The sequence below is a fragment of the Planococcus sp. APC 3900 genome (genome assembly GCF_030407735.1).
GTDB lineage: Bacteria > Bacillota > Bacilli > Bacillales_A > Planococcaceae > Planococcus > Planococcus notacanthi.
In genome coordinates this window covers 309,016-335,810 of sequence record NZ_JASDCT010000002.1, presented here as the reverse complement: position 1 = coordinate 335,810, position 26,795 = coordinate 309,016, and the positions used below count along the sequence as shown (strand labels likewise).

Annotated in this window: 28 protein-coding genes and 1 tRNA gene; 10 read left to right on the top strand and 19 right to left on the bottom strand. The window is 44.7% G+C overall.

The genetic code is table 11. From position 1 onward, the window contains the following. Positions 1-23 precede the first annotated feature (23 nt). Positions 24-1,412: an aldehyde dehydrogenase gene (locus QMA04_RS05645; protein WP_290184461.1), complete on the bottom strand. Its 1,389-nt coding sequence runs from the start codon at positions 1,410-1,412 to the stop codon at positions 24-26. Positions 1,413-1,476: 64 nt separating this feature from the next. Further along, complete coding sequence (locus QMA04_RS05640) at positions 1,477-2,400, bottom strand: Gfo/Idh/MocA family protein (protein ID WP_191713898.1); 924 nt, start codon at positions 2,398-2,400, stop codon at positions 1,477-1,479. 115 nt (positions 2,401-2,515) lie between these two features. On the opposite strand from QMA04_RS05640, the gene QMA04_RS05635 reads away from it, so the two are divergent. The 3 genes from QMA04_RS05635 to QMA04_RS05625 all read left to right on the top strand — a co-directional run bounded on the left by QMA04_RS05635 (position 2,516) and on the right by QMA04_RS05625 (position 3,839). Next, a complete protein-coding gene (locus QMA04_RS05635) occupies positions 2,516-2,659 on the top strand; it encodes a hypothetical protein (RefSeq protein ID WP_191713897.1) in 144 nt (47 codons plus the stop codon). Between the two features lie 192 nt (positions 2,660-2,851). Next, complete coding sequence (locus QMA04_RS05630) at positions 2,852-3,583, top strand: thermonuclease family protein (protein WP_191713896.1); 732 nt, start codon at positions 2,852-2,854, stop codon at positions 3,581-3,583. Between the two features lie 183 nt (positions 3,584-3,766). Next, positions 3,767-3,839, top strand: a tRNA-Val gene (locus QMA04_RS05625). A gap of 281 nt (positions 3,840-4,120) precedes the next feature. Here QMA04_RS05625 and QMA04_RS05620 read toward each other — a convergent pair. The 6 genes from QMA04_RS05620 to QMA04_RS05595 form a co-directional block, all read right to left on the bottom strand. Continuing rightward, a complete protein-coding gene (locus QMA04_RS05620; protein WP_191713895.1) occupies positions 4,121-4,483 on the bottom strand; it encodes a YolD-like family protein in 363 nt (120 codons plus the stop codon). A gap of 10 nt (positions 4,484-4,493) precedes the next feature. After that, positions 4,494-5,753 (bottom strand): Y-family DNA polymerase, encoded by a 1,260-nt coding sequence (locus QMA04_RS05615; protein ID WP_191713894.1) that lies wholly within the window; start codon positions 5,751-5,753, stop codon positions 4,494-4,496. A gap of 481 nt (positions 5,754-6,234) precedes the next feature. After that, positions 6,235-8,268, bottom strand: a complete 2,034-nt coding sequence (locus QMA04_RS05610) for a TRAP transporter permease (RefSeq protein ID WP_290184456.1) — start codon at positions 8,266-8,268, stop codon at positions 6,235-6,237. Next, positions 8,258-8,782 (bottom strand): DUF1850 domain-containing protein, encoded by a 525-nt coding sequence (locus QMA04_RS05605; RefSeq protein WP_203339324.1) that lies wholly within the window; start codon positions 8,780-8,782, stop codon positions 8,258-8,260. The genes QMA04_RS05610 and QMA04_RS05605 overlap by 11 nt, the downstream gene beginning before the upstream one ends. A 78-nt stretch (positions 8,783-8,860) precedes the next feature. Next, positions 8,861-9,844: a TAXI family TRAP transporter solute-binding subunit gene (locus tag QMA04_RS05600; RefSeq protein WP_290184453.1), complete on the bottom strand. Its 984-nt coding sequence runs from the start codon at positions 9,842-9,844 to the stop codon at positions 8,861-8,863. 128 nt (positions 9,845-9,972) lie between these two features. Next, positions 9,973-10,557: a phosphatidylglycerophosphatase A family protein gene (locus QMA04_RS05595; protein WP_191713890.1), complete on the bottom strand. Its 585-nt coding sequence runs from the start codon at positions 10,555-10,557 to the stop codon at positions 9,973-9,975. 105 nt (positions 10,558-10,662) lie between these two features. On the opposite strand from QMA04_RS05595, the gene QMA04_RS05590 reads away from it, so the two are divergent. The 3 genes from QMA04_RS05590 (at position 10,663) to QMA04_RS05580 (ending at position 12,408) form a co-directional block, all read left to right on the top strand. Further along, a complete protein-coding gene (locus tag QMA04_RS05590; protein WP_290184450.1) occupies positions 10,663-11,385 on the top strand; it encodes an alpha/beta hydrolase in 723 nt (240 codons plus the stop codon). A gap of 72 nt (positions 11,386-11,457) precedes the next feature. Further along, complete coding sequence (locus QMA04_RS05585) at positions 11,458-11,976, top strand: YjcG family protein (RefSeq protein WP_290184448.1); 519 nt, start codon at positions 11,458-11,460, stop codon at positions 11,974-11,976. Beyond that, positions 11,977-12,408: a GNAT family N-acetyltransferase gene (locus QMA04_RS05580; RefSeq protein WP_191713887.1), complete on the top strand. Its 432-nt coding sequence runs from the start codon at positions 11,977-11,979 to the stop codon at positions 12,406-12,408. 64 nt (positions 12,409-12,472) lie between these two features. On the opposite strand, the gene fabI is transcribed toward QMA04_RS05580, so the two are convergent. Further along, positions 12,473-13,243 carry an enoyl-ACP reductase FabI gene (gene fabI / locus QMA04_RS05575; RefSeq protein ID WP_290184445.1) on the bottom strand — a complete coding sequence of 257 codons (771 nt, stop codon included), beginning with the start codon at positions 13,241-13,243 and terminating at the stop codon, positions 12,473-12,475. A 79-nt stretch (positions 13,244-13,322) separates the two neighbouring features. Next, positions 13,323-14,693 (bottom strand): magnesium transporter, encoded by a 1,371-nt coding sequence (gene mgtE / locus QMA04_RS05570; RefSeq protein ID WP_191713885.1) that lies wholly within the window; start codon positions 14,691-14,693, stop codon positions 13,323-13,325. A 101-nt stretch (positions 14,694-14,794) separates the two neighbouring features. Here mgtE and prpE point away from each other — a divergent pair, with 101 nt between their 5' ends. Further along, positions 14,795-15,532: a bis(5'-nucleosyl)-tetraphosphatase PrpE gene (prpE, locus tag QMA04_RS05565; RefSeq protein ID WP_290184442.1), complete on the top strand. Its 738-nt coding sequence runs from the start codon at positions 14,795-14,797 to the stop codon at positions 15,530-15,532. Here the strand turns inward: prpE and QMA04_RS05560 are convergent. The 4 genes from QMA04_RS05560 to QMA04_RS05545 are packed head-to-tail and all read right to left on the bottom strand — an operon-like array spanning position 15,529 to position 18,308. Further along, positions 15,529-16,404 carry an RluA family pseudouridine synthase gene (locus QMA04_RS05560; protein WP_191714487.1) on the bottom strand — a complete coding sequence of 292 codons (876 nt, stop codon included), beginning with the start codon at positions 16,402-16,404 and terminating at the stop codon, positions 15,529-15,531. The genes prpE and QMA04_RS05560 overlap by 4 nt on opposite strands. A gap of 5 nt (positions 16,405-16,409) precedes the next feature. Then, positions 16,410-17,216: an NAD kinase gene (locus QMA04_RS05555; RefSeq protein ID WP_191713883.1), complete on the bottom strand. Its 807-nt coding sequence runs from the start codon at positions 17,214-17,216 to the stop codon at positions 16,410-16,412. Continuing rightward, the gene (gene yjbM / locus QMA04_RS05550; protein ID WP_191713882.1) at positions 17,213-17,890 is read right to left on the bottom strand and encodes a GTP diphosphokinase; all 678 of its coding nucleotides are present in this window, start codon (positions 17,888-17,890) and stop codon (positions 17,213-17,215) included. The genes QMA04_RS05555 and yjbM overlap by 4 nt, the downstream gene beginning before the upstream one ends. A 22-nt stretch (positions 17,891-17,912) precedes the next feature. Next, positions 17,913-18,308 carry a UPF0738 family protein gene (locus QMA04_RS05545; protein ID WP_290184438.1) on the bottom strand — a complete coding sequence of 132 codons (396 nt, stop codon included), beginning with the start codon at positions 18,306-18,308 and terminating at the stop codon, positions 17,913-17,915. 105 nt (positions 18,309-18,413) lie between these two features. On the opposite strand from QMA04_RS05545, the gene QMA04_RS05540 reads away from it, so the two are divergent. From QMA04_RS05540 to QMA04_RS05530, 3 genes are all read left to right on the top strand, one after another. Continuing rightward, the gene (locus QMA04_RS05540) at positions 18,414-19,004 is read left to right on the top strand and encodes a CYTH domain-containing protein (protein ID WP_290184436.1); all 591 of its coding nucleotides are present in this window, start codon (positions 18,414-18,416) and stop codon (positions 19,002-19,004) included. A gap of 101 nt (positions 19,005-19,105) precedes the next feature. Then, positions 19,106-19,504 carry a globin domain-containing protein gene (locus QMA04_RS05535; RefSeq protein ID WP_191714486.1) on the top strand — a complete coding sequence of 133 codons (399 nt, stop codon included), beginning with the start codon at positions 19,106-19,108 and terminating at the stop codon, positions 19,502-19,504. After that, a complete protein-coding gene (locus QMA04_RS05530; RefSeq protein WP_191713879.1) occupies positions 19,501-20,298 on the top strand; it encodes a ClpXP adapter SpxH family protein in 798 nt (265 codons plus the stop codon). The genes QMA04_RS05535 and QMA04_RS05530 overlap by 4 nt, the downstream gene beginning before the upstream one ends. A 461-nt stretch (positions 20,299-20,759) precedes the next feature. Here the strand turns inward: QMA04_RS05530 and pepF are convergent, their stop codons facing one another. From pepF to QMA04_RS05505, 5 genes are all read right to left on the bottom strand, one after another. Next, entirely contained in the window at positions 20,760-22,568 is a 1,809-nt protein-coding gene (pepF, locus tag QMA04_RS05525) for an oligoendopeptidase F (protein ID WP_290184434.1), read from the bottom strand. A 60-nt stretch (positions 22,569-22,628) separates the two neighbouring features. Beyond that, complete coding sequence (locus QMA04_RS05520) at positions 22,629-23,735, bottom strand: competence protein CoiA (protein WP_290184433.1); 1,107 nt, start codon at positions 23,733-23,735, stop codon at positions 22,629-22,631. Positions 23,736-23,790: 55 nt separating this feature from the next. After that, positions 23,791-24,447 carry an adaptor protein MecA gene (mecA, locus tag QMA04_RS05515; protein ID WP_191713877.1) on the bottom strand — a complete coding sequence of 219 codons (657 nt, stop codon included), beginning with the start codon at positions 24,445-24,447 and terminating at the stop codon, positions 23,791-23,793. Between the two features lie 246 nt (positions 24,448-24,693). After that, on the bottom strand, positions 24,694-25,089 hold the full coding sequence (spxA, locus tag QMA04_RS05510; RefSeq protein ID WP_290184692.1) for a transcriptional regulator SpxA: 396 nt from the start codon (positions 25,087-25,089) through the stop codon (positions 24,694-24,696). Positions 25,090-25,485: 396 nt separating this feature from the next. Next, positions 25,486-26,694 (bottom strand): putative glycoside hydrolase, encoded by a 1,209-nt coding sequence (locus QMA04_RS05505; RefSeq protein WP_203339312.1) that lies wholly within the window; start codon positions 26,692-26,694, stop codon positions 25,486-25,488. Positions 26,695-26,795: the final 101 nt, after the last annotated feature.

Here is a 26,795-nt window from a genome sequence, read left to right as displayed (position 1 = left end):
GAAATAAGCGACCCGAAGGCCGCTTATTTCAATACTGTTTTGATCCACTTCGCTTTGTTTTTATAAGGCGGGAAGACCAGGTTTGTTGATAATTTAGTTGATTTCTTTAGAATCGATTTGGCATGTGTAAAAGTTTCAAAACTGGATTTTCCGTGGTAGGAATTAACTCCCGATGTACCGATGCCGCCGAATGGCAAATACGAGCTGCCCACATGCGATACCGTATCGTTGATGCAGCCGCCGCCAAATGGCAATTGATCCAGGAAGAACCGGACAGCACGGTCGTTTTCAGAGAACAAGTACGCCGACAAAGGCTTCGGCAATTTACGGATTTGGCGCAACAGCAATGGAAGATCCGTATATGTGATGATCGGCAAAACCGGTCCGAAAATTTCATCTTCCATCGATGGGCTGTCCCAATTGACATTGTCCAAAAGAACCGGTTCGATATACAAATCATCACGGTCCATTTTGCCGCCGTAAATGACGTGATCAGCTTCCTTATTCACAATTTCCGCTAAGCGGTCAAAATGTTGGGTATTGACAATGCGCCCGTAATCTTTGCTTTGCTGCGCATCTTTTCCGTAAAACTTCTGTATCGTCTTCGTTAATTTTTTCAGGAATTCTTCTTTAACCGATTCATGCACACAAATGTAATCAGGCGCTACACAGGTCTGGCCGGTATTCATCAGTTTGCCCCAGGCAATCCGTTTGGCAGCCAGGTCCAAGTTCGCCGTCTGGTCTACAATTGCCGGGCTTTTGCCGCCAAGCTCCAAAGTTATGGGAGTCAATCGTTCCGATGCCGCTTTCATGATGACTTTCCCGACATTGACGCTGCCCGTGAAGAAAATATAATCGAATGATGCATGGATCAACGCCGTCACTTCTTCACGTTCGCCTTCAACCACACGAATGTAATAGGTAGGAAACGTTTCTTCAATAATGGTGCGGATGATTTTCGCCACATGAGGCGTTGCTTCAGATGGCTTGACCACTGCACAGTTTCCGCCGATAATAGCCCCGATCAATGGCTCCATCACCAATTGGAACGGATAGTTGAAAGGACCGATAATCAGGACAGAGCCGTATGGTTCACGGATGACAAAGCTTTTCGACGGCTGAAGATGAATCGGCGTCTTGACTTGTTCAGGCTTCATCCAGTCTTCCAAATTTTTCGCCATGCTGCCGATGCTGTCGAGCACAAAGCCTACTTCGGTTGCATAGGCTTCAAATTCACTTTTGCCCAGGTCTTTCTTCAAAGCTTCAATTACGTCGGTTTCATGGGATTGGATTACGCTTTTCAAGCGGTGCAATTGTTCAATCCGAAAGTCCGTTGATTTTGTGGCACCCGTATAGTAATAATCACGTTGTTCTTCAATCATCTGTTCTACGTCATTTGCTGTAAAATTCATTTTCCAACCTCCCTCAAGTGTTTTCATTATACCAATGGAGTTCTTGAATTCAAAAAATGAACACTTATTCAGTCAATAAATAATCGATATAGCGTTGGATGACCAGGCCTTCTTCAAAATTAACCAAAAGAGTCGATTGGCTATCCATTTCTGTGAAAAGTGATGGTACATTTTCAAATCCACTGATCAATCGCCGCTCTTGGCCTTTTTCTGATTCATAAAGATCCGACCAATTCTCCAATGTCAGAACTCCAGTTTCGCCGTATATTTTAAACTGCAAGTTCTCTTGTTGGCCGATGCCGCTGATTCCCGTCAACAAGAACGGAATTTGTTCTTGAGTCAAGCCATGCGCAATCAATCCCGTTTCGCATTTTTCTGCGTCTTCCGGATAGGTGATGTGATGGGAAGTAAACGACAACTCACCGAAAAGACGGTTCATCAATTGAAAATAATGGGGAAAGACTTCACGGACAAAGCCTCCTTGGCTTCTTGAAGCAATCCATGGATTTTGTTGCCACAACCTCGGCCAATCCGGGAAAAATGTCTGGAGCTCGATCCGTACCACTTTTCCAATCTGTCCGTTCTTGATGCGCTTGGCCATTTCGCGGATTTCCGGTTTATACATCAGCGGGAAATGCATGGCCGTCTGCACACGATTGTCTGCAACAGACTTGACCATTGCTTCGCCATCTTCCACGTCATGAGCCAACGGTTTTTCGCAGAGGATATTGATGCCCGCACTGGCTGCCAGTTCAGCGATTTCCGAATGAAAGGCGGGCGGTGTCGCAATATATACCCAATTGATATCTGAATGCAACACGTCCTCTACTGATTTTGCTGCAGGGATTCCATAGGCTTCGCTGATTTCTTCGAGGCGTTCTGCCTGCTGGTCATAGACCATTTTTATTTCCACTTGTTTTTCCTGCTGAAGCTGTTTGATGATGCGTTCACCAACAATTCCTGTTCCAATGATGCCAATTGAAATCATAAAAAATCTCCCCTTTTATGGCCTTTCGGCTTTTTTATGCCCTGTGTTTATCAGTGTAACCTTTAGGGGTATAGAATAGTCAAACAATACCATTACATCCTGAGGAGGAAACAACATGAATGAACAAACGAATTGGTGGGAGCCTATTTTCACAGGACAATTAGAAGTAGGCGTCAATAAAGAAAAGTTAGAAAGCGTTACGGAAGAATCCATTTTATACTATGAAGAAACTTCAAATCAGACGGAGTCAGCTTTTTAATTGCTGAAACTTACACACGACTTTTGCCGCTGCAATACATAGAAAACGCCTTGTTCAATTTACAATTGATCGAGGCGTTTTATTATGCAAATTTCCCGGACAGTTATAGCTGAACCCAAATCCGCTAACCGCTGTCGCATTGCCAGAAAGCCTAATTATCCATATAATAATGGAAACGAAAGCAGGGATCCTATGAAACTAAAACTTATGCTGCTGGCCTTATTCTTTCTTTCAGGATGCGGCATGCTGGAATCGACTGATACATCCGGCACAACCGACCGGATCGATGTGGAAGTGACGCAGGTCATTGATGGCGATACCATAAAAATCATTTATGAAGGCGAAGAAGTCACTGTCCGCTACTTGTTGATGGATACGCCGGAAACCAATCACCCGCGCCTGGGTGAACAGCCTCTTGGCAAAGAAGCGACAGAAGAAAACAAACGGCTGATCGAATCAGGCGATGTCTCGATCGAGTTTGACGTCGGCGACCGTTTTGACGATTATGACCGCTTGCTGGCTTATATCTACGTCGATGGCGAAAGTGTTCAGGAACAGATGCTGGAGTCTGGACTGGCCCGGGTTGCCTATGTCTTCCCTCCAAATACCCGTTACCTGGATGATTTTGAAAAAGCGGAGCAAATCGCCAAAGATGAGGAAGCAGGAATTTGGCAATACGAAAACTATTCCACCGACCGGGGCTTCAATTCAGAAGCATTTGGACAGGAATCTTCCGGAAATGCCCGTCCTTCCACTGAAGAGCCAATAGACGGTGATTGTGAAATCAAAGGAAATATCAACCGCAACGGCAATAAAATCTATCACATGCCGAGTGATTCTTCTTATGAACAAACCAATCCCGAAGAATGGTTCTGTACAGAACAAGAAGCGCAAGACGCCGGTTTCAGAGGGGTTGGACAGTAGGACAACAGTTCTTTATGGGGCCTTCTTCCGGCTGTGTCGTCGATGAAATGCAGCGTATTTTCGCATGCCCTGACAGTGCTCCGGCGGGACGGATAAAGGGAAATACAGCGCTTATTTTTCTTCTCCAAAAACTATTGACTTTTTCCGTGGACAAGCTATACTTATATTTGTCCTGGAAATTGAGATTCCTTAGCTCAGCTGGGAGAGCGCTACCTTGACAGGGTAGAGGTCGCTGGTTCGAGCCCAGTAGGAATCATATAGTACGATGAAGAACCGCACAGCCATTTAGGCTGCGCGGTTTTTTTGTATCACAAAAAACGGGATGCATAAAGCTCCCGCACCAAATTTGAAATCCTATTCATCTTTATCTTCAACATCAAAACTGCATCAAAAACAGCAAGGCGATCCCCAGTAAGTTCATCCCGTAAAAATAAAAGCCATCTTGAAAACTTATGTGCTCTTCACCAAAAAAATACAAATTCATCCGTTTCATTTTATCATCCTTTTTTGTCACTTTTTTAGGCCATGCCTGCCGGTTTAATCCACCATCACAATCGACACGATTTCATCCACGGGCAGTCTGCGCTGCTTGAATGGATCCTCATAAATCAACATTCGAGTTTTCCCATCAATGCTTTTAATCGTCCCCCTGTGTGCCTCGATGGCACCATCTTTCCAGCAGCGGATGAGAACTTCGCATTGCCGCTTCAGCGCAATCTCCATCTCTTCCTGAATCAACTGCAAGTCGTCTCCGTTCAACTCGGGTTTTGGCACTTGTTCGTCTTTCTCGTACCATTCCCGGATCATTTCGACATGTTCCGGCAGCATCAAGGCTGTCCATTTAATGTTCCCGCGATCTTTAATATCGCCGACTGTCTTTAAATACTTATTGCGTTTCATCGGACCACCCCTATTCTTTGTTGTGTCCGCCGATCAATTTTGTCCGCGCTATGGCGGTGCCCGCCTGTGTGCCCGAGATGCCCCGATAGATAGCCGAATAGCCATACTTTTTCCGGATGGCATCCATGGCACTCCCCAAGCGCCTGTTTTCAAACTTCCTTTCATCGAACAGACTTAACTGCATCGACGACTCTTCTTCCAGATTGCTGATGGACAACGAAATCTGGCGAACCGGTTTATGTTGGAAATGCTCATGAAAAATCTCCTGGCAGACGCGATAAATTTTCAGCGTATCATTCGTTGCTTCGTCAATAGAGCGCGAACGGGAGAATCCGCCGCCGAATACGGACTTGCTGTAAACAACACTCAAGTGAATTGTCCGCCCCATGCGGTGAGCTTTACGCGTACGCATCGCAACATCTTCACACATTTCCAGAATAATCGTCATGATGTCTTTTTCTTCTATGTAATCGCGATATAAAATCTGTCCTTTTCCGTAACTGACCTGTCCCTCCACCAAAGGCGCACCTAAATCCGACAAGTCGATGCCATTGGCGTGTTGGTGGAGTTGATTGCCCATAATCCCAAAGCGCTCCTCCAAAAGAGAGACGTCTGTACAGGCCAAATCTCCAATACAGAAAATCCCCATGCTGTTTAAGGTTTTTTCCATCCGAGAGCCGATGCCCCACATTTTACTGAGAGGCGCCACTGGCCATAACTTTTTCGGCACATCGGCATATGTCCAATTGGCAAAACCCGTTTCTTTCGCCTCCAAATCGAGAGCCAACTTTGCCAGCAGCATATTTGGCCCTCCCCCCACCGAAGAAGGCAGTTTGAAACAGTCCAGCAATTCCTGTTGGATGCGGCGCATTGTCTGTTCAGGAGGCCCCCACAACTTCTCTGTCCCTGTCAGTTCAATAAAACTCTCGTCTACACTGTAAACATGAATCGATTCTTTTGGCACGTAGCTGCCCAACAGCTCAGTAATGGCCATCGATTTTTCCAAATAAAGCTTCATTTTAGGTTCAATCAGTAAAATATCCGGATGGTTCGGAATTTCAAAAAGCCGTGTGCCAGTTCTCACACTAAAACGCTTTTTCATCATAGGCGATGCCGCTAAAACCACACTTCCTTTCCGTTCCTGGTTTCCCACCACTGCAAGACAAACTTCCAACGGATCGAGTCCCAGTTCTACCGCCGAGACGCTGGCATAGAAACTGCACATATCAATACAAAAGATATGACGTTCTGGCAATTCAAGTGCTTTCATCACTCTCACCTCTCAAAAGGGAACGTATGTTCTTATTCTATACCACGATGATCGTAACGGCAATCCTTTTTAAAAAAATAAACTTCTGCCATGCGGTTCACTGGATCTGAACTGCATAGCAAAAGCGATATTCTAAAAAAATCCAACCGTTTCTATGCTTCAACTATAAAAAAGATTTAAAAAAATTGAATGCCCCGCCTTATGGATCATTCAATTTTCTAACAACTTTACATTTGCCGGTATGCGTATTATGATAAGTGCAGTAAAAGATTTGACATCCATCATTCTTATCAGCGCACCGGAAAACAGTTGGAAATTGCTGTTCCCGATTTGCAGGAATCAATGGGTGCCAAACCCACTGCAAGCTTTAGGAACAAAGTTTGCTTTGAAAAAGTCATCGCCTTCGGGTGATGGCTTTTTTCGTTTTTTAGCCAAAAGAAAACCGGCCAGGCATCAGCCCGACCGGTTTTTTCATAGTTTATTATGCTTCTACAGTTTTGGCAGGCTTTTTATCGCGCGCCAGCCACTGGATTCCAAATAGAATAACAAAGGCAATGGCACCAATCGTATCAGACAAGCCCTCCGGATAAATCAAAGCTAATCCGGTTGCGAATGCCAGGATGCGTTCAAGCCAGTTCAGCTTGCGATACCAATAACCGATCAATCCTGCTCCGATGGCAATCATCCCTGTCAATGCTGTAATCAGTACCCAGATCAGCTCAGGCCAAGTGGTATCGATCATCAGCAGAGCGGGTGACAACACAAACATATACGGAATGATAAACGCCGCGGCCGCCAATTTGGCTGCAATAAAACCAGTCTTGATCGGTTCGCCACCTGAAATCCCTGAAGCTGCAAATGCTGCAAGCGCAACAGGCGGTGTAATATCGGCAATGATCCCGAAGTAGAACACGAATAGATGGGCAGATAAAGCGACCACCAGCGGTACTGCCGCTCCAACCGGCTCATCCATCATCAACAACGTGATAATGGCTGGTGCCGCTATCGTAGAGGTGATGACATAATTGGCAGTTGTCGGTGACCCCATTCCGAGAACAATCGCTGCCAGCATGGTGAAGAACAAGGTCAGCAGGATATTTCCTCCTGAAGCTGAAACCAGCCCATTTGCCAGACTCAGGCCAAGGCCGGTCTTCACAACGACGCCGACGATGATTCCGGCGGCGGCTGTTGCCGCTGCAACAGCTAAAGCCGTTCGTGCCCCATCAACAAGCGCTAAAATGATATCTTTAAAGTTCAAGCGTGTTTCTTTATTAAAAGCACTGACGAAAATCGTCAACAGAATCCCGTAAAGTGCTGCCTGCATGGTTGGAATGCCGATCAACAAGAAAACGATGATGGCGATAATCGGCAGCAAGAGATAAATCTTTTTCACAACTTCCTTGCGGTTTGGCATTTCTTCAGGCGAAAGGCCTTTCAGTCCAATCCGCTTGGCTTCAAAATGAGTCATGATCCAAACTCCTGTGAAATACAAAAGAGCCGGTATTGCAGCTGCTTTCGCAATTTCCCAGTAGGTAACTCCTCCGATAAACTCCACCATCAGGAAGGCTGCAGCACCCATGATCGGCGGCATCAATTGTCCGCCTGTCGAAGCTGCTGCCTCTACGCCTCCGGCAAATTCCTTCTTATATCCCAGTTTTTTCATCATCGGAATAGTATAGGAACCTGAAGTTACTACGTTGGCCACAGAACTCCCGGAAATGGTCCCCTGCAACGCACTGGAGAAGATGGCCACTTTCGCAGGCCCCCCAGTCAAATGACCGGCCAAGGATACAGCCAGATCATTGAAATACTGTCCGACCCCGGTCTTCACCAGGAACGAACCGAACAACAGGAACGTAAAGATAAAGGTGGCTGAAACGCTGATTGGCGTTCCCAGTATGCCATCTGTGGTATAGAACATGAGCTGGACGATCGAATCCAGATCCTGTCCTCTATGGCGCAGGAAGCTCGGGAAGTAAGGCCCGAAAAAGGCATAGGCCAAAAATAAACTGGCAATGACGGTAATCGGCATACCCACGGCCCGCCGAGTTGCTTCAAGCGTCAGCAGGATCGCTAAAATCCCGACAATCAAATCCAGTTCAGTGACCCGTCCGAGACGGAACACCAAATCATCATACATGATTGGCCAGTAGGCAGCTACGCCAATTGAAAGCAGCGCCAGAATATAATCATACCAGGCCACTTTATGCCGGATTCCTTTGCGCTTTCTGGCCGGGAATAATATGAAGATCAAAGATAATGCAAACCCTAAGTGGACAGACCGCTGAATATAAGCGGTATATTGCCCGAAAATAGCGGTATAAAGCTGGAATAAAGAAAAAGCTAATAACCCGAAAAAGACCACATGCTTAATGATTCCGCTTAAATCCCGCGTATTGGATTCAGGATCGTATTTCTGTAGAATTTCCTTCTGTTTTTCTTCCGAGATGTAAGATTCATCTTCCGGCGGAAGCTTTTGCTGTTCGCGTTCTTCTGGAGACAATTTATCGCTCATCAATTCTCACTCCTTGTCTTAGTTGAAACAGGGATAAGCGTTCTACCCTAAAAGTATACGACTTCCCTCTTTCAAGCGTTTTTTTCAAATCAATCTTCTGTCCTTTTGTTCTGAATGATAAACCGGCATCCACATCTCCGACGAACAGCCGAAATTCGGGCAGTTCCCTTGTCATATTCTTGATAAAGTATTTACCGTCCTTTTCGACAAAGGTCTCGCCTTCTCCTGCATTTGAGGGCATGCCAATATTAAAATCTTCATATTCAAGCTCTGTCATCATTAAAGCGTTATCCTCGATCACTTTATAACTTTCAATGACTTCTGACAAATGGATCGAATGGGTATAGATCAATTGGAAAAACCGGCTTTTGACCGGCACATAAGCCGTTATTTTTTCAGTCTCGTTATCGGTAAACACATAATTCTTCTGGAATGGGGTGAATGCGATCAAGGAGCTGATTAAGATGAGGGCAATCATTAACGGAAGAAACTTCTGTATCCGGGGAAACTGCATCGTCCATTCTCCTCCATCTTGAAAACAAAGAACTGACGGCAGAGCTTTCGCTTTACCGTCAGTTGTTCGCTCATTCAATTACTTTGCTTCGTCGAAATACTTCTGTGCTCCAGGATGGATATCGATTCCGATTCCATCAAGAGCCGTTTCAGCTTTGATCAATTCCGCTTTAGCGTGCTGGATTTGATCTGTGTTTTCATAGATCGCTTTAGTGATGTCGTACACCAAGTCTTCTGAAAGTTCGTTTTGTACCACTAACATAGCCAATACAGAAACAGTCGGAACTTCTTCAGCCAATCCGTAAGTGCCGGATGGTACAACATCATTTGCATAGTAAGGATATTTTTCGATCAATGCATCCGCTTTATCCTGTTCGACAGGTACAATCACTACGTCTGAAGTTGCGCTAAGGCTTTCAACAGCGCCTGTCGGTGTCCCGGCAGTGATGAATGCCGCATCAATTTGTCCTGACTGCAGGCTTTCTTGTGATTCCCCAAAATCAAGATTTTGAGCATCGATGTCTTCCATCGTCATGCCATGGATTTCCAGTAATTGTTCAGCATTAATATAAGTCCCAGATCCAGGGGCACCTACAGAGATTTTCTTCCCAGCCAAGTCATCAAAAGAAGCAATTCCTGAATTTGAAGTTGTGACCAATTGGATGGTTTCCGGGTAAAGCGCACCGATAGCGGAAACGGTATCAATCTTTTCCCCTTCGAACATGTTCGATCCTTCAGCTGCGTAGAAGGCTGTATCCGTTTGAACAAACGCAATCTGCGCCGCTCCATCAGCAAGTGCAGTCATGTTTGCAGCGGAAGCCTGGGAAACTTCAGCAGTCGTGTCCAAGCCCGTTTCATTTTCAACGATCGTAGCCATCGCGCCACCAAGCGGATAGTATGTTCCTGTTGTTCCGCCCGTCAAGATGCTGAGGAATTCGGGATCTGAAGCCCCGCCACCGCCTTCTCCTTCGGGTTCTGTTGCTGCGTCATCTCCACAGCCTGCCAAAAATACAGATCCTGCAAGAGTTACTGCAGCAAATAAACCAAATTTCTTCTTCAACATAAAGTGACCTCCCCTTTGCTCAATTCGTATTTTGTGTTTCCTTTTCATAATAGCATGTCTTTCTTACTACTTTCAATGCATTTCAGGAAATACAACCGCTTACATAGAGAACATTTAGAAAACTCGAATCAAGTTTCAGCACCTTCTACATGAGTTTCAGGAGTTGTTTCTCCCGGCGCCAGATCTTCAAAAGTCCGCCCCTGTTCTTCAAGGTCACGCGTCCGGTGGGCAATCCGTGCCGATGCACATGCCGCAACACTTGCTACCAGGTCATCCAGGAATGTGTGGACTTGGCCGCCGTATTTCGTATCAAGCTTATGGATAATTCCAGTTTTGTTTTTGTCCAAATGGCCGAATGTGGTTACAGCGATGCTTCCATAAGTCAATACTGCACCTAAACCGATCATTTCATCGACCCCGAAAAGCCCTTCGTCTGCTCCTACGATCTGCTGGAGTGGACGGGATAACTTCCCTTGTTCTGCCAATTCATCCAACTCAATTCCCACAAGCAGGGCGTGCTGCATTTCACGTTTGCGCAAAACACTTTCAACGGATTCCATGCAATGTTCAATTGTCAGTCCTTCATTGAAAGGCAATTGCATATCCAAAACGATTTTAGCTATGTCTTCATTGGTGACGCCTCTTCGCTCCAACGCCTCGTGCGTCGCTTTCGTCACTTCGTCCGAATGTACTCGAAATCTTCCGCCATCCATAATCAAAAACCCCTTCCTTCTATAGTCTTGGTGTTCTTTTCCCATTATACCTTGTCCATCCAGTATGGTACAATTTTCTTACAAACCACTAGAGGAGGCATATAAATGACTACTGGAAAGGTAGAAGATTTATCCATTTACAGCAAGGAACTTCAAGAAGACATGCAATTGCTTGTCTACCTTCCTTCCAATTTTTCACCCTTGTACAAATACACACTGGTCATCGCTTCAGATGGCAAGGATTATTTTCAATTAGGGCGGATTCCGCGTGTCGTAGATGAGTTATTGGCGAATCAGGAAATCGAAAATATCATCGTGGTCGGCGTGCCTTATAAGAGCGTGTCCGACCGCAATAAAAAATACGAACCGACCGGTGAACAGCATGGTGCATACGTGCGCTTTTTAGCACATGAGCTGGTGCCTTTCCTGGATGAAAAATACCCGACCTATCAGGTCGGCATGGGCCGTGCATTGATTGGGGATTCGCTGGCTGCAACAGTATCGCTGATGGCAGCTTTGAAATACCCGAATATATTCGGCCGCGTCATTCTGCAGTCGCCAAAAGTCGGCGAAGACATGCTGAAAGCAGTCGAAGCCTTTAATTCAGCCAATTCTTTCACCGTTTACCACGTCATCGGAAAAGAAGAAACAGCAGTCAAACTAAGCAATGGCGGAACGGAAGATTTTGTTGAACCTAACCGGAAATTAAATAATTTAATGAAAAATAAAGGGTTTTCGATCTTTTATGAAGAATTTGATGGAGACCATACTTGGAAGCATTGGCAGCCAGATTTGCGGCGTGCATTGATTCAGAACTTCGGTATGTAGAAGCTGATGAGGCACCACGACTAACTGGGGGCATTCAGAGAAATGGTCATTACAGACAAGGAGGTCATTAGGATGAAATATGGAGTAGCAGCTTTTCCTTCAAAAAAATTGCAGGATATCGCAAACTCATACAGAAAACGCTATGATCCGCATTATGAACTGATCACCCCTCACATGACATTAAAAGATCCATTTGAGGCGGACGCATCAAAAATAAAAGACGTTGCGGCAGAAATGCAGAACATCGCCAAACGCCATAAACCGTTTAAATTGCACGCGACGCGTGTCAGCACATTTTCTCCGGTCACCAATACTTTGTATTTCAAAGTGGAACCGAATGCTGATATCTCAGCGTTGCATGAAGACTTACATTCCGATTTCTTTGGCGGTATGCCGAAGCATTCTTTCGTACCGCATGTTACGATTGGACAGAAATTGTCTGATACCGAACATGCCGATGTTTTTGCCCAATTGAAGATGGCAGGCATCGACCACGATGAAATGATTGACCGCATTCATTTACTTTATCAATTGGAAGATGGTTCATGGACGGTCTACGAGACATTCCGATTAACTGGAGATGATCAATAAGTGCTGAAAGTAAAAATAACCGAAAACCAATTGGAAAAAGAACAGGCCTTTGATATCCGCAGAAAAGTTTTTGTGGAAGAGCAGAAAGTTCCGGTTCATCTTGAAATGGATGAATACGATGACAGTGCCATTCATTTTGTCGGCTATCAGCTTGAACAGCCGATTGCTGCCGGACGGATGCGGGAAGTAGAAGCAGGCCTCGGCAAAGTCGAACGGGTATGCGTGCTCCCCGAGTACCGTGGACAGCATATCGGTGTCATGATGATGAACGAGATGGAAGAGTATGCACGGACAAACGGGATTTTCAGACTTAAATTGAATGCCCAGACCCACGCTATCTCCTTTTATGAAAATATTGGCTATGAAGTGACATCAGAAGAATTCATGGATGCGGGAATCCCCCACAAATCGATGGAAAAAGTCGTTAATTGATGGTTTTGCAGACATGAAAAAACAGGACGACCGCTAATCTGGTCGCCCTGTTTTTTTGTGTTCTTTAAAGGATATGGTATCCGCTGTCTACATGGATGGTTTCTCCTGTAATCCCGCGAGACATGTCGCTGAAGAGGAATGATGCTGTATCGCCCACTTCTTCCGGTGTAGTGTTGCGGCGCAGTGGCGCTTTTTCTTCGATTTCATGCAAAATCGAATTGAAATCACTGACTCCTTTAGAAGAAAGTGTACGAATCGGACCTGAAGAAATCGCATTGACACGAATTCCATGACGCCCCAGATCTGCTGCTAAATAACGCACCGACATTTCAAGAGAAGCTTTTGCAACGCCCATGACATTGTAATTCGGCATAACGCGCTCGCCGCCGATGTATGTCAAAGCTACAATGCTTCCGCCTTCAGCCATCAATGGCTTGGCGTTTTTGGCAATATTGGTCAATGAGTATGCACTGATGTTTTGTGCCAGCAAGAATCCGTCTCTTGACGTATCCGAAAAATCTCCTGCCAGTTCCTCGTTCTTCGCGAAAGCGATGCAATGCGCAAGTCCATGGATGGTGCCTACCTGTTCTTTAATGGCCGTAAAGCATTCTGCTACAGCTTCGTCATTTGTCACATCACATGGCAAAATCAGTTCGTGGTTGCCATCCAACGTAGCCACCAAATCACGCACAGATTTTTCAAAGCGCTCACCTGCATAAGTGAAAATCAGGTTAGCTCCCGATTGATCCAACGAACGTGCGATTCCCCAAGCGATGCTCCGCTTGTTGGCTACTCCCATAATGACAAAAGTCTTTCCTTCTAATGATATTGACATGTCCATTCCTCCTGCATCTGTTATTATTACCTGGTACTAATAATACATCACAAAAAAGAAAAGTGCAATTCGCACTTTTCTAGAGGCTGCCTAGGAACGTTGTCGCTAAACCTAAATAAATCAAAATGGAAATGATGTCATTTAAAGTAGTGATAAAGGGTCCTGAAGCGACAGCCGGATCAATCTTCATCCGGTGAATCAATAATGGAATGAACGAACCCGCAAGAGTCGCCACAAAAATAGAGCTGGAAACAGCGGTTCCGACCAATACACCGATCAGCAATTCACCTTTCCAGAAGTACACTAAGCCTACCACTACGATGCCACAGACCACGCCTGTAATCAGACCTGTGCCGGCTTCCCGGAACAACAGCTTGATCTTGCTTTCTTCTTCGATGTCTCCTGTCGCAATCCCACGGACTGCTACGGCCAAAGCTTGAGTTCCGCTGTTCCCTGCCATTCCCGCAATAAGCGGAATAAAGACAGCAAGCAACGCTACCTGATCCAATGTCGCTTCGAACATACCCATGAGGTTAGCCGTCAGCATTCCAAGGAACGTCAATAAAATCAACCAAGGCAGCCGTTTTTTAGCCGCGGTAAAGGATCCTTTGTCAAACGTGTCCATATCCGAGACAGCGGCCAGTTTGGAGTAGTCATCTGATGCTTCTTCTTCCAGCACGTCAATGATGTCATCGACGGTGATGATGCCGAGCAGATGGTGCTGATAATCGACAACCGGCATGGCCAGGAAATCATAATCTTTGATCATCCGTGCCACTTCTTCCTGGTCTTCGCTGACAGAGACACTGACGACCCGGTCATTCATGATGGAGCTGATCAGAGTATCTTCTTCCGCCAGAATCAAATCACGCAACGTCACGATGCCTGAAAGCTTTTGATCATCATCTACCACAAACACATAATAGATGGTTTCCGCATTCGGAGCGGCATTGCGAAGAATGTTCATCGCGGAACGGACAGTGGAGTTTTTCGGGATAGCCACAAACTCCGTCGTCATAATGGAACCTGCAGTATATTCCTCATAATGCAGCAAGTCTTTAATTTGCTGCGCCGAGTCTTTGTCCATAATCGTCAAGTAACTGGCGACTTGTTCTTTATTCAATTCGTTTAAGACATCGACCGCGTCATCCGTGTACATATAGGACAAGAGATCAGCGGCATAACTAGCATCCATCTCGCGGAACAAATCTTCGTAATCATCATCGTCCACTTCGATTGCTTCAAAGAGATCTGCCATCTCTTTAGGAGAGAGATACTGATACAGCACTTGCCTAGTGGCGGAATCCGCCTTTTCATAAAAACTTGCCTGGTCGTATGGATGGTGCGATAAAAACTCATCACGGAATTCTTTAACATCTCCGCGGATAAGCAATTCATTGAACAATGCGTCGTTCATTTCCTCATCACGTATAACTTTTTCTTCCATCATGTATACCCCCTCCTTTCGAGGATTGTGTCTGCTTGCTATAGTAGTCTATACGCTTCACTATAGAACTGTATAGTAAATTTTTCATTAAAGAGGTGGTTTACTTGAAATACGATATCATCGGCGACATCCATGGCTGCTACCAAGAACTATTGCAGCTCGTCGAACGCTTAGGTTACCAGAAACAGGGCGATGTATTCATCCATCCTGAAAACAGAAAGCTGGCGTTTGTCGGTGATGCGATGGACCGTGGATCAGAGTCGTTGAACGTCCTGCGCCTACTGTTCGCCATGCAGGATGAAGGCATCCTTTACTATTCCCCTGGAAATCATTGCAATAAACTTTTCCGTTTTTTCAAAGGGCATAATGTTCAGCTTGCCCATGGACTGGAAATGACTGTCGCCGAATGGGAACAGATGCCCAAACAGGAAAGGCAGCAGTTCCGGAAACGCTATATCCATTTCTATGAGCAGCTTCCTCATTATCAGCAGCTTGAACATGATTTGATTGTCGCCCACGCGGGTTTAAAGGCTGAAATGATCGGCAAGCCGCTGAGCAAAGGCATCGCGGTTTTTGTGCTGTATGGTGACATCACAGGCAGATTCCATGCCGACGGGCGCCCTATCCGGCGCGACTGGGCTAAAACATACAAAGGAACGAAGTGGGTGGTCTATGGCCATACGCCGACCGCTGAACCTTATGTCATCAACCGGACCGTTAATATCGATACCGGCTGTGTGTTCGGCGGTGCCTTGACGGCATTTCGCTATCCCGAAAAAGAAATCGTCTCTGTTCCATCTCAGCAGCCCTACCAACCCGACCGTTTTCACATCTACAATTAAACCAATGCCTGCATGTCCTCATTCAACGAAGAACTGAAAAACAATTTCTCTCCGGAAACCGGATGGATCAATTCCAATTCCGTACAGTGAAGCGCCTGGCGGTCCAACCGTTCCCTTTTGCCGCCGTACAAATCATCTCCAACTAAAGGGTGGCCGATATGGGCTAAATGCACACGGATCTGATGGGTCCTTCCAGTATTCAACTGGAGGCTGATATGCGAATAATCGGGAAGCCTTTTAATCACCCGTACTTCGGTTTCCGCAAATTGCCCGTCTTCACGGACTTCCCGTTCAATGATGCTTGTATTTTTCCGTCCAATCGGAGCCGTTATTGTAAATTCGTCCTTTTCTACAAGCCCATGAACCAAGGCCTCATACCGCCGCTTCATCTTCTTCTCCTGCTGCTGCATGGAGATCATATGATGGATGTGGCGGTTTTTTGCAATACAGACAAGGCCGGACGTATCGCGGTCCAACCGTGTGGCAATGTGCAAAGTCGAAGGGATTCCGTGGTCATTAAAGTGCTTGGCTACAATATTGGCCAGGCTTCCAAAGGGATGCTCGCGAGAAGGAATCGTGTTCTGCAAAGGGGGTTTCTCGACAATCAGCAAAGCATCATCCTCGTAGACAATATCCAGGTTCCCGTCTTCTGCCAGCAGGCCCTTGCCATGTTCTTCGTTCGGAAAAATAACGGTCACCGCATCGCCTTTTTCAAGGGGATGCCTGACCGTTACCTCTGCACCATTCACTAAAATTTGTCCGCCGCCATACTTGACGGAAGCCAACGTTCGTTTGGAGATGCCCCATTCTCCCAATGCTTCACGCAGCAGGCTTTGGCTTTCAGCAGTATACGTCAGTTGAAAAGGTTTCATGGCGTTCAATCTGAAAGCTCGCTGTCAATGAAGGAGTCGTGGACACGCTGCCAGAACGGGAATGAACGGAATCTGGCAAAACGGACTTTTTCGCTGGCCACTTTGTATTCGATTGATTTTACATCTTTATGAAGCAATTGCAGATGGTCAACTGTCACCATGAAATCCGGCGCCTTGACCGGGCGCAACGCACATCTGTGATGCGCAGGCAAAACCAATGGTGAACCGACTGTGCGGAAAACCCGGTTATTGATGGAGGCCATCTCCGTCAATTGCATCGCCTGCAAGGACGGATGGATGATCGCCCCGCCAAGCGCTTTGTTGTAGGCCGTACTGCCAGAAGGCGTCGACATGCACAGGCCGTCTCCTCTGAAACGCTCAAAATGGCTTTCATTCAAAAAGACATCCATCACCAATGTGACATCCGGAGATTTCACAGTTGACTCATTCAACGCCAGATAAACAGCCGGCTCATCGAGGTTCTGATAGTGGATGCTAACCTCAAGCAATGGATATTCGATCACTTCATAATCTTTTTTGGCAATCGATAAAACCAATTTTTCGATTTCGATCGGCTTCCAGTCGGCATAAAAACCAAGATGGCCCGTATGTATCCCGACAAAAGCTACATCCGCCAGTTTTTCACTGTATTTATGGAAGGCGTGAAGAAGCGTGCCGTCTCCACCAATCGATAAGACAACATCCGGTGCCTCTTCGTTCCATTCCATCCCAAAGTCCTCCAGGTAATTCTTTGCAGTGGCCATCAATTCATTGGATAATTTGTCCGTTCTCGATATAATATAAAACTTCATCTTTCAGATCGACCTCCTTCTCTGTCGGTTCGGAAATGGGTTCCAGGCGATTCCTTAAATTCAGTAAAATAAGCTTGGGCTTCCTGAATTTCATCCCGGATTTGCGACATTTCCTCGTCCAATTGGAACGCGGCTTCCGCCGCTCGCTGCAGGCGATTCTTTATCTCTTCCGGAAAAACACCTTTATATTTGTAATTCAAGGAATGCTCAATCGAGGCCCAGAAATTCATCGCTAAAGTACGTATTTGGATTTCAGCCAAAATCAGCTGTTCCCCATCAATGGTCTGGACCGGATATTCTACGATGACATGATAAGACCGGTAACCGCTTTGCTTTTCATTGGAAATATAATCTTTTTCTTCAACAATGCGCAGATCCTTGCGTTGTCTGAGCAGACTGACTACCGTTTCAATGTCACCGACAAATTGGCACATCATCCGGATTCCGGCAATGTCCTGCAACTGGTGGGCCAATTGTTCAGAAGGCTCGAACGGGATGCCTTTTTCCAGCGTCTTGTCATAGATACTCGCTAGAGGCTTGACTCGGCCTGTAACAAACTCGATTGGTGAATTTGTATTGCCATTTTCAAATTGGCTGCGCATTCCTTTAAATTTCACTTTCAATTCATCTACGGCTTGTTTATATGGTGCTAAAAATCGATTCCATTGACCCATTTCCGGTCCTCCTCACTTCTCTTTAAGATCTTGAAGCAAGTGCCTCATGAAATGCCTGTTCAACAGCGATGCGGAACGCTTCACCATAATTGTCATTGCCTTCTATATTCTCCACCAGCATCCATAGTTCGTCGTGGAAATTAGCCAAAGGCATAACTTGCTTGCCCCACGTTAAAAGGGGGACGCTTTTAAGCTGAAGCGCTTTAGTCAACGCCGGCCATGTATGTATATCAAATTGAACATATATATAGTCAGTACCCGTATCCAACAAGTAGACAAACGCCTGGTTGTCGGAATCTGTCAGCATTTGGCCAGAAGCTTCAATTGCTTCGACAGGTTCTGTTTCTTCAATAATGAATTCTATTTCATTGTCGGTAATTTCAGTCTTAGATACAGCTACTAATTTATGCAAATTCATACATCCTCTCTGGCTTCCTGATAATGATATTTTAACACAGCTCTGCCATTCGTTGCAGTTTGCGCTAAACTATCCGATAATGAAGTTACTAGAGAGGTGCATCTTATGACAAAAGAACTTGAAATCGAATTTAAAAACATGCTCACTAAAGAAGAATACATGCGTTTACTGAAGGATTTTTCTGCTTTCCACAACGGGCCTAAAACCCAGCACAACCATTATTTTGACACGCCCGACTTTCAATTGAAGAACAAGCTCGGCGCTCTTCGCATCCGCAATAAACAGGGGCGCTTCGAATGTACGTTAAAGATTCCGGCGCCAGTCGGACATTACGAAATCACTGATAAATTGACCAGAGAACAAGCGCGCCGCATGCTGGAATTAAAGACTTTTGAAGCACCTGAAGTTTCGCTTGCCCTGCAGGAAATGGATATTCCATTGGCGCAATTAGAATCGATCGGCACATTGACCACTCATCGTGCAGAGTTCGACTATCTGGATGGGCTTCTGGTGATTGACCATTCCGAGTACAACGGCCATGAAGATTTTGAATTGGAATTCGAAGTAGCTGATGCTGAAAATGGCCAAAAACGCTTCTTGGATTTCCTGCAGCAGCAAGACATTCCACAGCGTCCCGCCGACAAGAAAATCGCCCGCTTCATGAATTCTGCTTCTGTCCGTTCTGTTGACAAATAAATTTTATTGCCTAATTTTTCCAACTGTTCAATCGATTTGTTTGAGATATTTGTGCTGCGTTGTTAGAATGAGTTTACAGCTAAAGCAAAGGAGACACGATGATGACTGGAAAACCGATTATTCCGTACGAAGAGATTGGTGCGGAAACATTATCACAGTTAGTCGATGCATTTTATGCTCGCGTAGCGGCACATCCAAAGCTGCAGCCTATTTTTCCAGATGACCTTTCCGAGACCGCCCGTAAACAAAAACAATTCTTAACCCAATATTTAGGTGGACCGAATTTGTATTCAGAAGAACATGGGCATCCGAGACTAAAAGCAAGACATAATCCATTCGCAATAACGCCTGCTAGAGCTCAGGCTTGGCTTGAGTGCATGAGTGAAGCAATGGACGAGGTGGGATTGAGCGGAAAATTCCGTGAAACCTTATACAATCGACTTGTTTTAACTGCACATCACATGATCAATGAGTCTGACAGTGAGGAGGAGTTGGAGTGAGCAATCTAGATTTGGTCCAGGAAATTCGTGAACCTGCGAATTCTTTTAAACCAATGGAGTTGTATGTTTTCGTAGACCCCTTGAACCCAGAATGTTGGGAGCTTCAAGCAGTTATACGGAAACTCCAGATCGAATACGGCCATTACTTTTCTATGCGTATTGTATTGAGTACACAGCTGCTCAATTTAAATAAAGGAACACTTTCATCAAACATCGACACGAACAACTTAACCCATCCTGTTTTGCCGTCTGTGGCGATTAAAGCAGCAGAGCTTCAGGGAAAACGTTCTGGAAACCGATTCCTGCACAAATTGCAGGAGCACTTGTTCCTTCAATCAAAAGATGTTTCTTCATATAATGTTTTACTGGAAATTGCGGAAGAAGCAGAATTGGATCAAGAAGAGTTCAAATTGGACTTCCACTCTGTACATACCGCAAAAGCTTTCCAATGCGACTTACAGATTACACGTGAAATGGAAATCAACGAAGTGCCAAGCATCGTATTTTTCAATGAATGCATTGAAGATGAAGGTGTTAAAGTATCCGGACTTTATTCATACGATGTCTACCAGACAATTTTGCAAGAGATGATGGGTGAAGAAAGCTTAAATCGTCAGTCCCCGCCACCCTTGGATGATCTTTTTACTAAATACTCGACAATGGCCACTAGAGAAATTGCTTCTATTTATAATATTTCCGAACAAACAGCCGAATGCGAACTGAAAAAACAAGTGCTCCAACAAAAACTGGAACGCATCTGCATGGCAAAAGAAACCATATGGAAAGTAAAATAGCCTGCCTCCCCTTTTGGGGGAGACAGGCTATTTTTTTGGCATCAAGATGGCTATGGAAAGTATACATTCTGTAATAGAAAGTATTTGTGCTGAAACGGAAAGTATTCCGTATTTATTGGAAAGTATTTGGGTTGAATTAGAAAGTATCTGAATCGAAAGTCTGCCCAATAAAGATGCGAAAAAGCGAAAGGCGCCTTCCACGTCCGGAAGGCGCCTTTCTATATTACACAAAGGGGATGGGAGAAATGTTCACGCTCAAACAAAGGGGTGTATGTTTGTATGTGATTTATTTCACAACCTAATCTTAGCACGGCATAATAGTTAATGCAATAATTCACAAAGACTTTCACAAATTTGTCATAAACGAGCTGTGTATTATCCAATGTCTGTTTGAACTTAACTATTGTGTAATAACAAATAGAAAAGAGAAACTAACTAATATCGTTAGTTTCTCTTCCTTCTTATTTATTCAACAATAGTTTCTCAAGCTCATTAAGTTTTTGTTCGAACACTTTGCAGGCTTCTTCAACGGCTTTTGATTGTGTCATATCGACACCGGCTTTTTTCAGCACTTCAATCGGATAATCCGAGCTGCCGGCTTTCAGGAATTCATTGATATAGCGGTCGACAGCGGGTTGTCCTTCTTCTAGGATCCCTTTGCTCAAGGCAGTTGCTGCACTGAAGCCTGTCGCATATTGGAACACATAGTAATTATAGTAGAAATGCGGGATTCTCGCCCACTCCAAACCGATTTCTTCATCGACTGCTACATCCGGTCCGAAATATTTCTGATTCAGTTCATAATAAACTTCTGTCAGGCGGTCTGCAGTCAGCGCTTCGCCATCCTGATCCATTTTGTGCATCATATGCTCGAATTCAGCAAACATGGTTTGGCGGAACACCGTCCCACGGAATCCATCCAACCAGTGGTTCAGCAGATAGATGCGTTCCTGGTCATCTTCAGTGGCGTTGACCATGTATTCATTCAAAAGGGCTTCGTTGGTGGTAGAAGCCACTTCTGCCACGAAAATTGAATAATCGCCGTAAATATACGGCTGATTGGCGCGCGTATAATAACTGTGGACACTATGGCCGAACTCATGCGCCAATGTGAACAGGTTATCGACGTTGTCCTGCCAGTTCATCAGGATATACGGGTTTGTTCCATAAGTACCCGAAGAATAGGCTCCACTGCGCTTGCCTTTGTTTTCCTTGACGTCCACCCAGCGATTATCGATGCCTTCTTTGACGATGCCAACATATTCTTCTCCAAGTGCTTCAAGGCCTTTAAGCATGATGCCAGTGGCTTTTTCGTATGGAATCTCCATTTTCACTTCTTTGACCAATGGCGTATGCATATCCCACATATGAACCTTATCGATGCCAAGCACTTCTTTGCGCAGGGCAGCGTAACGGTGCAAGAGGTGAAGGTTATTATTGATGGTCTCCACCAGATTATCGTAAACCGCTTCCGGAATATGGTCATCAGCTAAAGCTGCCTGGCGAGCCGATTCGAATTTACGGATCCGCGCATTGACGTTATCACGCTTAATATTGCCTGAAAGTGTAGAAGCGAACGTATTGCGGAATTTGCCATATGTCGCATAAACGGCTTTAAATGCATCTTCCCGCACACGGCGGTCTTTGCTTTCAAGGAAGCGAATATAGTTGCCATGTGTAATCTGTACTTTTTCGCCCGATTCATCTTCAATTTCCGGGAATTCAAGATCTGCATTATTCAGCATGCCGAACGTTTCGGAAGAAGCACGGCTTACTTCAGACATTTGGGCAAGCAGGGATTCCTGTTCTGCCGGTAAGACATGAGGACGCAATGAATTTAATTCTTCGAGTGCTTGTTTGTATAAACTCAAGCCTTCATGGTTTTCAACATAGTCATTTAAGACGGATTCCTCCAGCGCCAAAATTTCCGGTGTCAGGAAGGACAAGCCCGCTGATACTTTCGCAAACAAAGACTTTACGCGGCTATCCAACGCCTGATATTTTGAATTGGTGGTGTCTTGGTCATAGCGCATATGGGAATACGTGTAAAGGCGTCTTAAGCGTTCAGTCAACTCATCTTTATAGACCAGCACCTCATAGAGTGCTTCCGCACTTTCCTGCAATTTCCCTTGATAGGATTCGGCTTTATCTCCAAGAGCTGCAACTTCTACAAACTCTTTTTCCCACAGCTCATCGGTTTCAAATATATCTTCCAATCTCCACGTCAGTTCTGCTGGTACTTCTTCTCTTGCCAATACTTTCTCAACCATTTAATTTCCTCCTCTGTCCCACTCTTTCGGGAATCGAACTACACCTTATTTTCTCAATTTTCACAAGGTTTTGCAATAGTTATGGTAGACGATATCCAAAAGACTGTTATCAGTCAAGGCACTTCCTCCAAAAGACAGGTAACAGGAAAGGTAATCTTCCAAAACTGCTGCTGCCTGTCCTTCTTGCGTACCGGCACTCAATGTCAATTTGCCCGAACGGATCAAGTCACGAAGGGGAATCTTTTTTTCCTGTGCAGCAAGGGCATGCAATTGCCACAACACTACAGGCTCTTTGAAACACTGGGCGCCTTGGACTGGGATGCCGATGAACTCTGGTACATTTGCCATATCCATTCGCAACTCGTAGCAAAGACGGCAATAAACGTTTCTAATCCGATTTTCAGCGTACAGCTGATTTCGGATATAGCGCTTTTTTTCGGCCTTAAAAATTTCCATCACTGTTTTGAACTCCGCTTTCGACAGTGGCTTCGGAACTGCAAATGGAAAGACCTGCATAGCAGCTGAAATCGACTTCGTTTTGCCCACCCACCGATTTGAACTGATGAACAATAAATTGGAGTGATAATAAAATCGATTAGCCGGAGGGAAAAACAAAAGAATGAAAGGAAGCGCTCCCCTTTTCTGCTGCATGGCAATTTCGTGGGATTTCAATCGCAACAAGCCGATTCCTTCATTGCAGGGCTCTTGTAAGCCTTTAATCCATATGTCCTTGATGTCTAATCGCCGATAGCCTTGCGAGCGCTGCTGGAGGTCCTCAGGTGATATGGTGCTGCATTGGAACTCAATGGCATATTGGCCATCTACCAGAAGATCTGCACGCTGCCGGATTTCAGGCAAGTAGTTTTCCAGATTGACTTTAAAGTTCCGCTGTTTGAAGAATTGATGGAGAAGGAGTTTTCCTTGAAGGTGTAAAGATGATTCAGGTTCGCTGTAATGGTCGCAGCCTGAAAGAGTCCGATGGGCAAAATGAGGGATGTTGATTACGCCAATTTTTAAAAGCAATGGAGCTTGGCAGGATGGGCAAAAGAATCGACGCTGGGTGCGAATGTACTGAAGTTCATGCCTATCGTGTTGTCCGGTCAAATAAAACAATTCCTGTTGTTCTGTTTTAGCCACTAATATATCAATCACTCTCCTTTTTTCCATTCTATGGAATCCAGCCTATTTTGGCAATAAAAAAAGACCTCCTGTAAAGGAGGCCTTAGCCAAAGTAATGCAGTACATTTGAGAGCGCGTCTTCTTTGAAGATGGGCTTGCCGTATTCTTCAAGTCGGTGAACTGTAACAGGAGATATGCGCAAATACTCTGTGATGATGCTGACATTGTTTTTGATATCTTCTTCAGAATGAAGAATTTCATCAAAACTTGTGTAAAGGTAGTATTTGTTCTCAAAGTGATAAACCGCAGATTCAATCGGCACATACATCAAGCGCCGTGCAATCGGCAATAGTTCTTCCACTTCTGAGAAGACAAATGTATATTCAAGTTTCTTAATATCGGGTTCATCAAAAACCGGTTCGAATTCATCAAATTCGGGAGTCACCGCATCTTCACTTGCAAACATTTTGCGGCGTTCCTCTATGTCATCAGGCAAATCAAGCTTTTGCCCATCTTTGGTCAATTGAGCGCGTGTTACTGTGACTTCAAGTCCTTTATCCATCGCTTGGACTTGGATCCACAGAGGGCCTTCCATTACGAAATCGGCTTCTTCATTCACTTCATCCATCATTTCCCAAAAAAGTTCTTCGCTCTTATCTCTGTTAAACCAGATTTCGTCACGGCTAAACCCTCGCTCTTCAACGTCGAGATAGGAAATGTAAAATTTAACTGTGTTGTCGTTAATGCGTTCTATTTCCATTTTACACCTCTCCTTTACGGTTTGGACTAAGAGAACCTTCCTCCGAGCCGTGCTTGTGTTGCTTCTAATAAGTATAACTTCTTTTGCAGGCAAAGAAAAAGTTTATGCCTATCTTCCAAAGACAAGTTACAAGTACATAGAGTTTAAATCACTTAACTGATTTATGCAACTAATTAAAATAAAGAAAAGCTGCCCCAGGATCTATTATGAAATACCATAAAGACCGGACAGCTGATGTGCTTATTGTTAGGTTACCATTCGCTGAGCTTCAAGCAGTTGATAAGCTCTAACTTTACGCGGTAGGAATCGACGGATTTCATCTTCGTTATAGCCGACTTGCAGACGCTTTTCATCCATGATGATCGGACGGCGCAGCAATCCTGGATGTTCCTGAATTAATTCGTATAAACGCTGAAGTGGTAAACTTTCAACATCTACATTCAATTTTTGGAATATTTTAGAACGGGTTGAGATGATTTCATCTGTACCGTCTTCAGTCATACGTAAGATTTCTTTGATTTCACTGATTGTCAAAGGTTCAGAGAAAATGTTGCGTTCTGTATATGGAATTTCGTGTTCCTCAAGCCAAGCTTTTGCTTTTCTGCAAGATGTGCAGCTCGGGGACGTGAATAATGTAACCATCATAATGGAGCACTTCCTTTCGGATTCATGAAAATTTAGTGTGGTTCATTTTTCAAATTAGAATCATTATAGTTTAGAGGCTCTACATTCATTATACAATGTATGGGATGAATTTAATAGTGTATTTCAGTAAAAAAATTAAATTTCAAGCTTTTTGTCACATATTCGCTATACATTCTTTATACTTGTAAGCTTGTATATTTAAATTTACCCCATTTTCTTTTGTCGTAAACTTCCAAACTAAAATTTTTTATTCTCAGTTACAGCTTCTTTTTGAAAATCGATTCTAGTATATATTACGTTTCAAACTGAAAATAGTTCCATCTAATTTATGATTGCTGCAAGATATTTTTATTTCCTTAGCCAAACACCCTATTCACAATCCCACGAATCTGCTTAAGGCGTATAATCTACACCTTTGGAATAGCTATTCCCCGCATTCCAAAGAAGGAATTCTTCGATTCCATTATCATTCAGCGCCTTGATCTGAGCTTCCACTTCTGATTTTCCATAACGCAGATAATTGCCTGACCCAAGGTAGCTGGCGGTGAAATCCTGGAGCCACGGCCTTGAAACTGGTGGGTTATCCAAGGCACCCAATACTTGATTTTCCACCTTGGCATATTCTGCAACCAGATTATAGGGTTCGAGATCCGGTTTGGCAATCCCAAAATAAGAAGTCCAGTGGCTCGGATAAATCATCGATGAGATGACATCGACATTTTCAGAAATCTTGGAAAAATTTTGGCCGATGCCGGGAGCTTCCGGCAGTGTTGCCGCATAGCCGAAAATATCAACCGATACATCCACTTCATACGGTTCTAATTGTTCTTTTGCATAAGCAACAAAATCCGTTACAGCCTCTACTCGCCTTTGTATCGGATCAGCATCAGAATTTGCATAATCCCCGAGCGAATAGCTGAGATCGTCGGCACGATGTTCAAATCCTTCCGGAAAACGGACATAGTCGAATTGAATTTCCTTAAACCCAAGCTTAGCGGCTTCAATAGCAATTTGGACATTGTAGTCCCACACTTCTTTCAAGAATGGATTGACGAATGATTCTCCGCGATTATTTTTCCAGACCTGTTCCCCATCCATAAATGTCAGCTCAGGCCGCTGTTCCGCCAGTACGCTATCTTTGAATACCACCACGCGAGCAATAGGATAGATTTCTTTTTCTTCCAGCTGCTCCAGCATAGCTCTTGGGTTTTTAATCAAAGGCTGGCCCAATCCAAGTTCCGCCAGTGCTGAGCCGTCTTCCGGTATGTATGTCAAATGGCCAAAATCTTCTTTGATATCGATGACCATGGCATTCAATTCTGTTTGCTCCACCAGTTCAACCAGTGATCCAAACCGCTCCCCGCCTGCAGAATGAGCTGTTACAAAAATCCCCCGAACGGCATCCGGATAGGCAAATTCGAGGCCTGAATCAAATTTAAACAACTGGGAAGCTGCCAAAACACTCGAATCAAGTTCTATTGTATTGTATGTACGCGGTGTAAAATCCGGTGTTTCGCTTTCTTCAGCTGCATAAACGTTGCCAACACTTGCCAATAAAACGCCTGCTGTAAGAATTACTGCTGTCTTCAATGATTTCGCCATCTTCTTGCACCCCTTATTCCACTTTTACGCCAAGTTATTTATGCTTGCTTACCGACCTTCTAATTTGATCAATCGCCTAAATCGGCTCTTAAGCCCAGAGC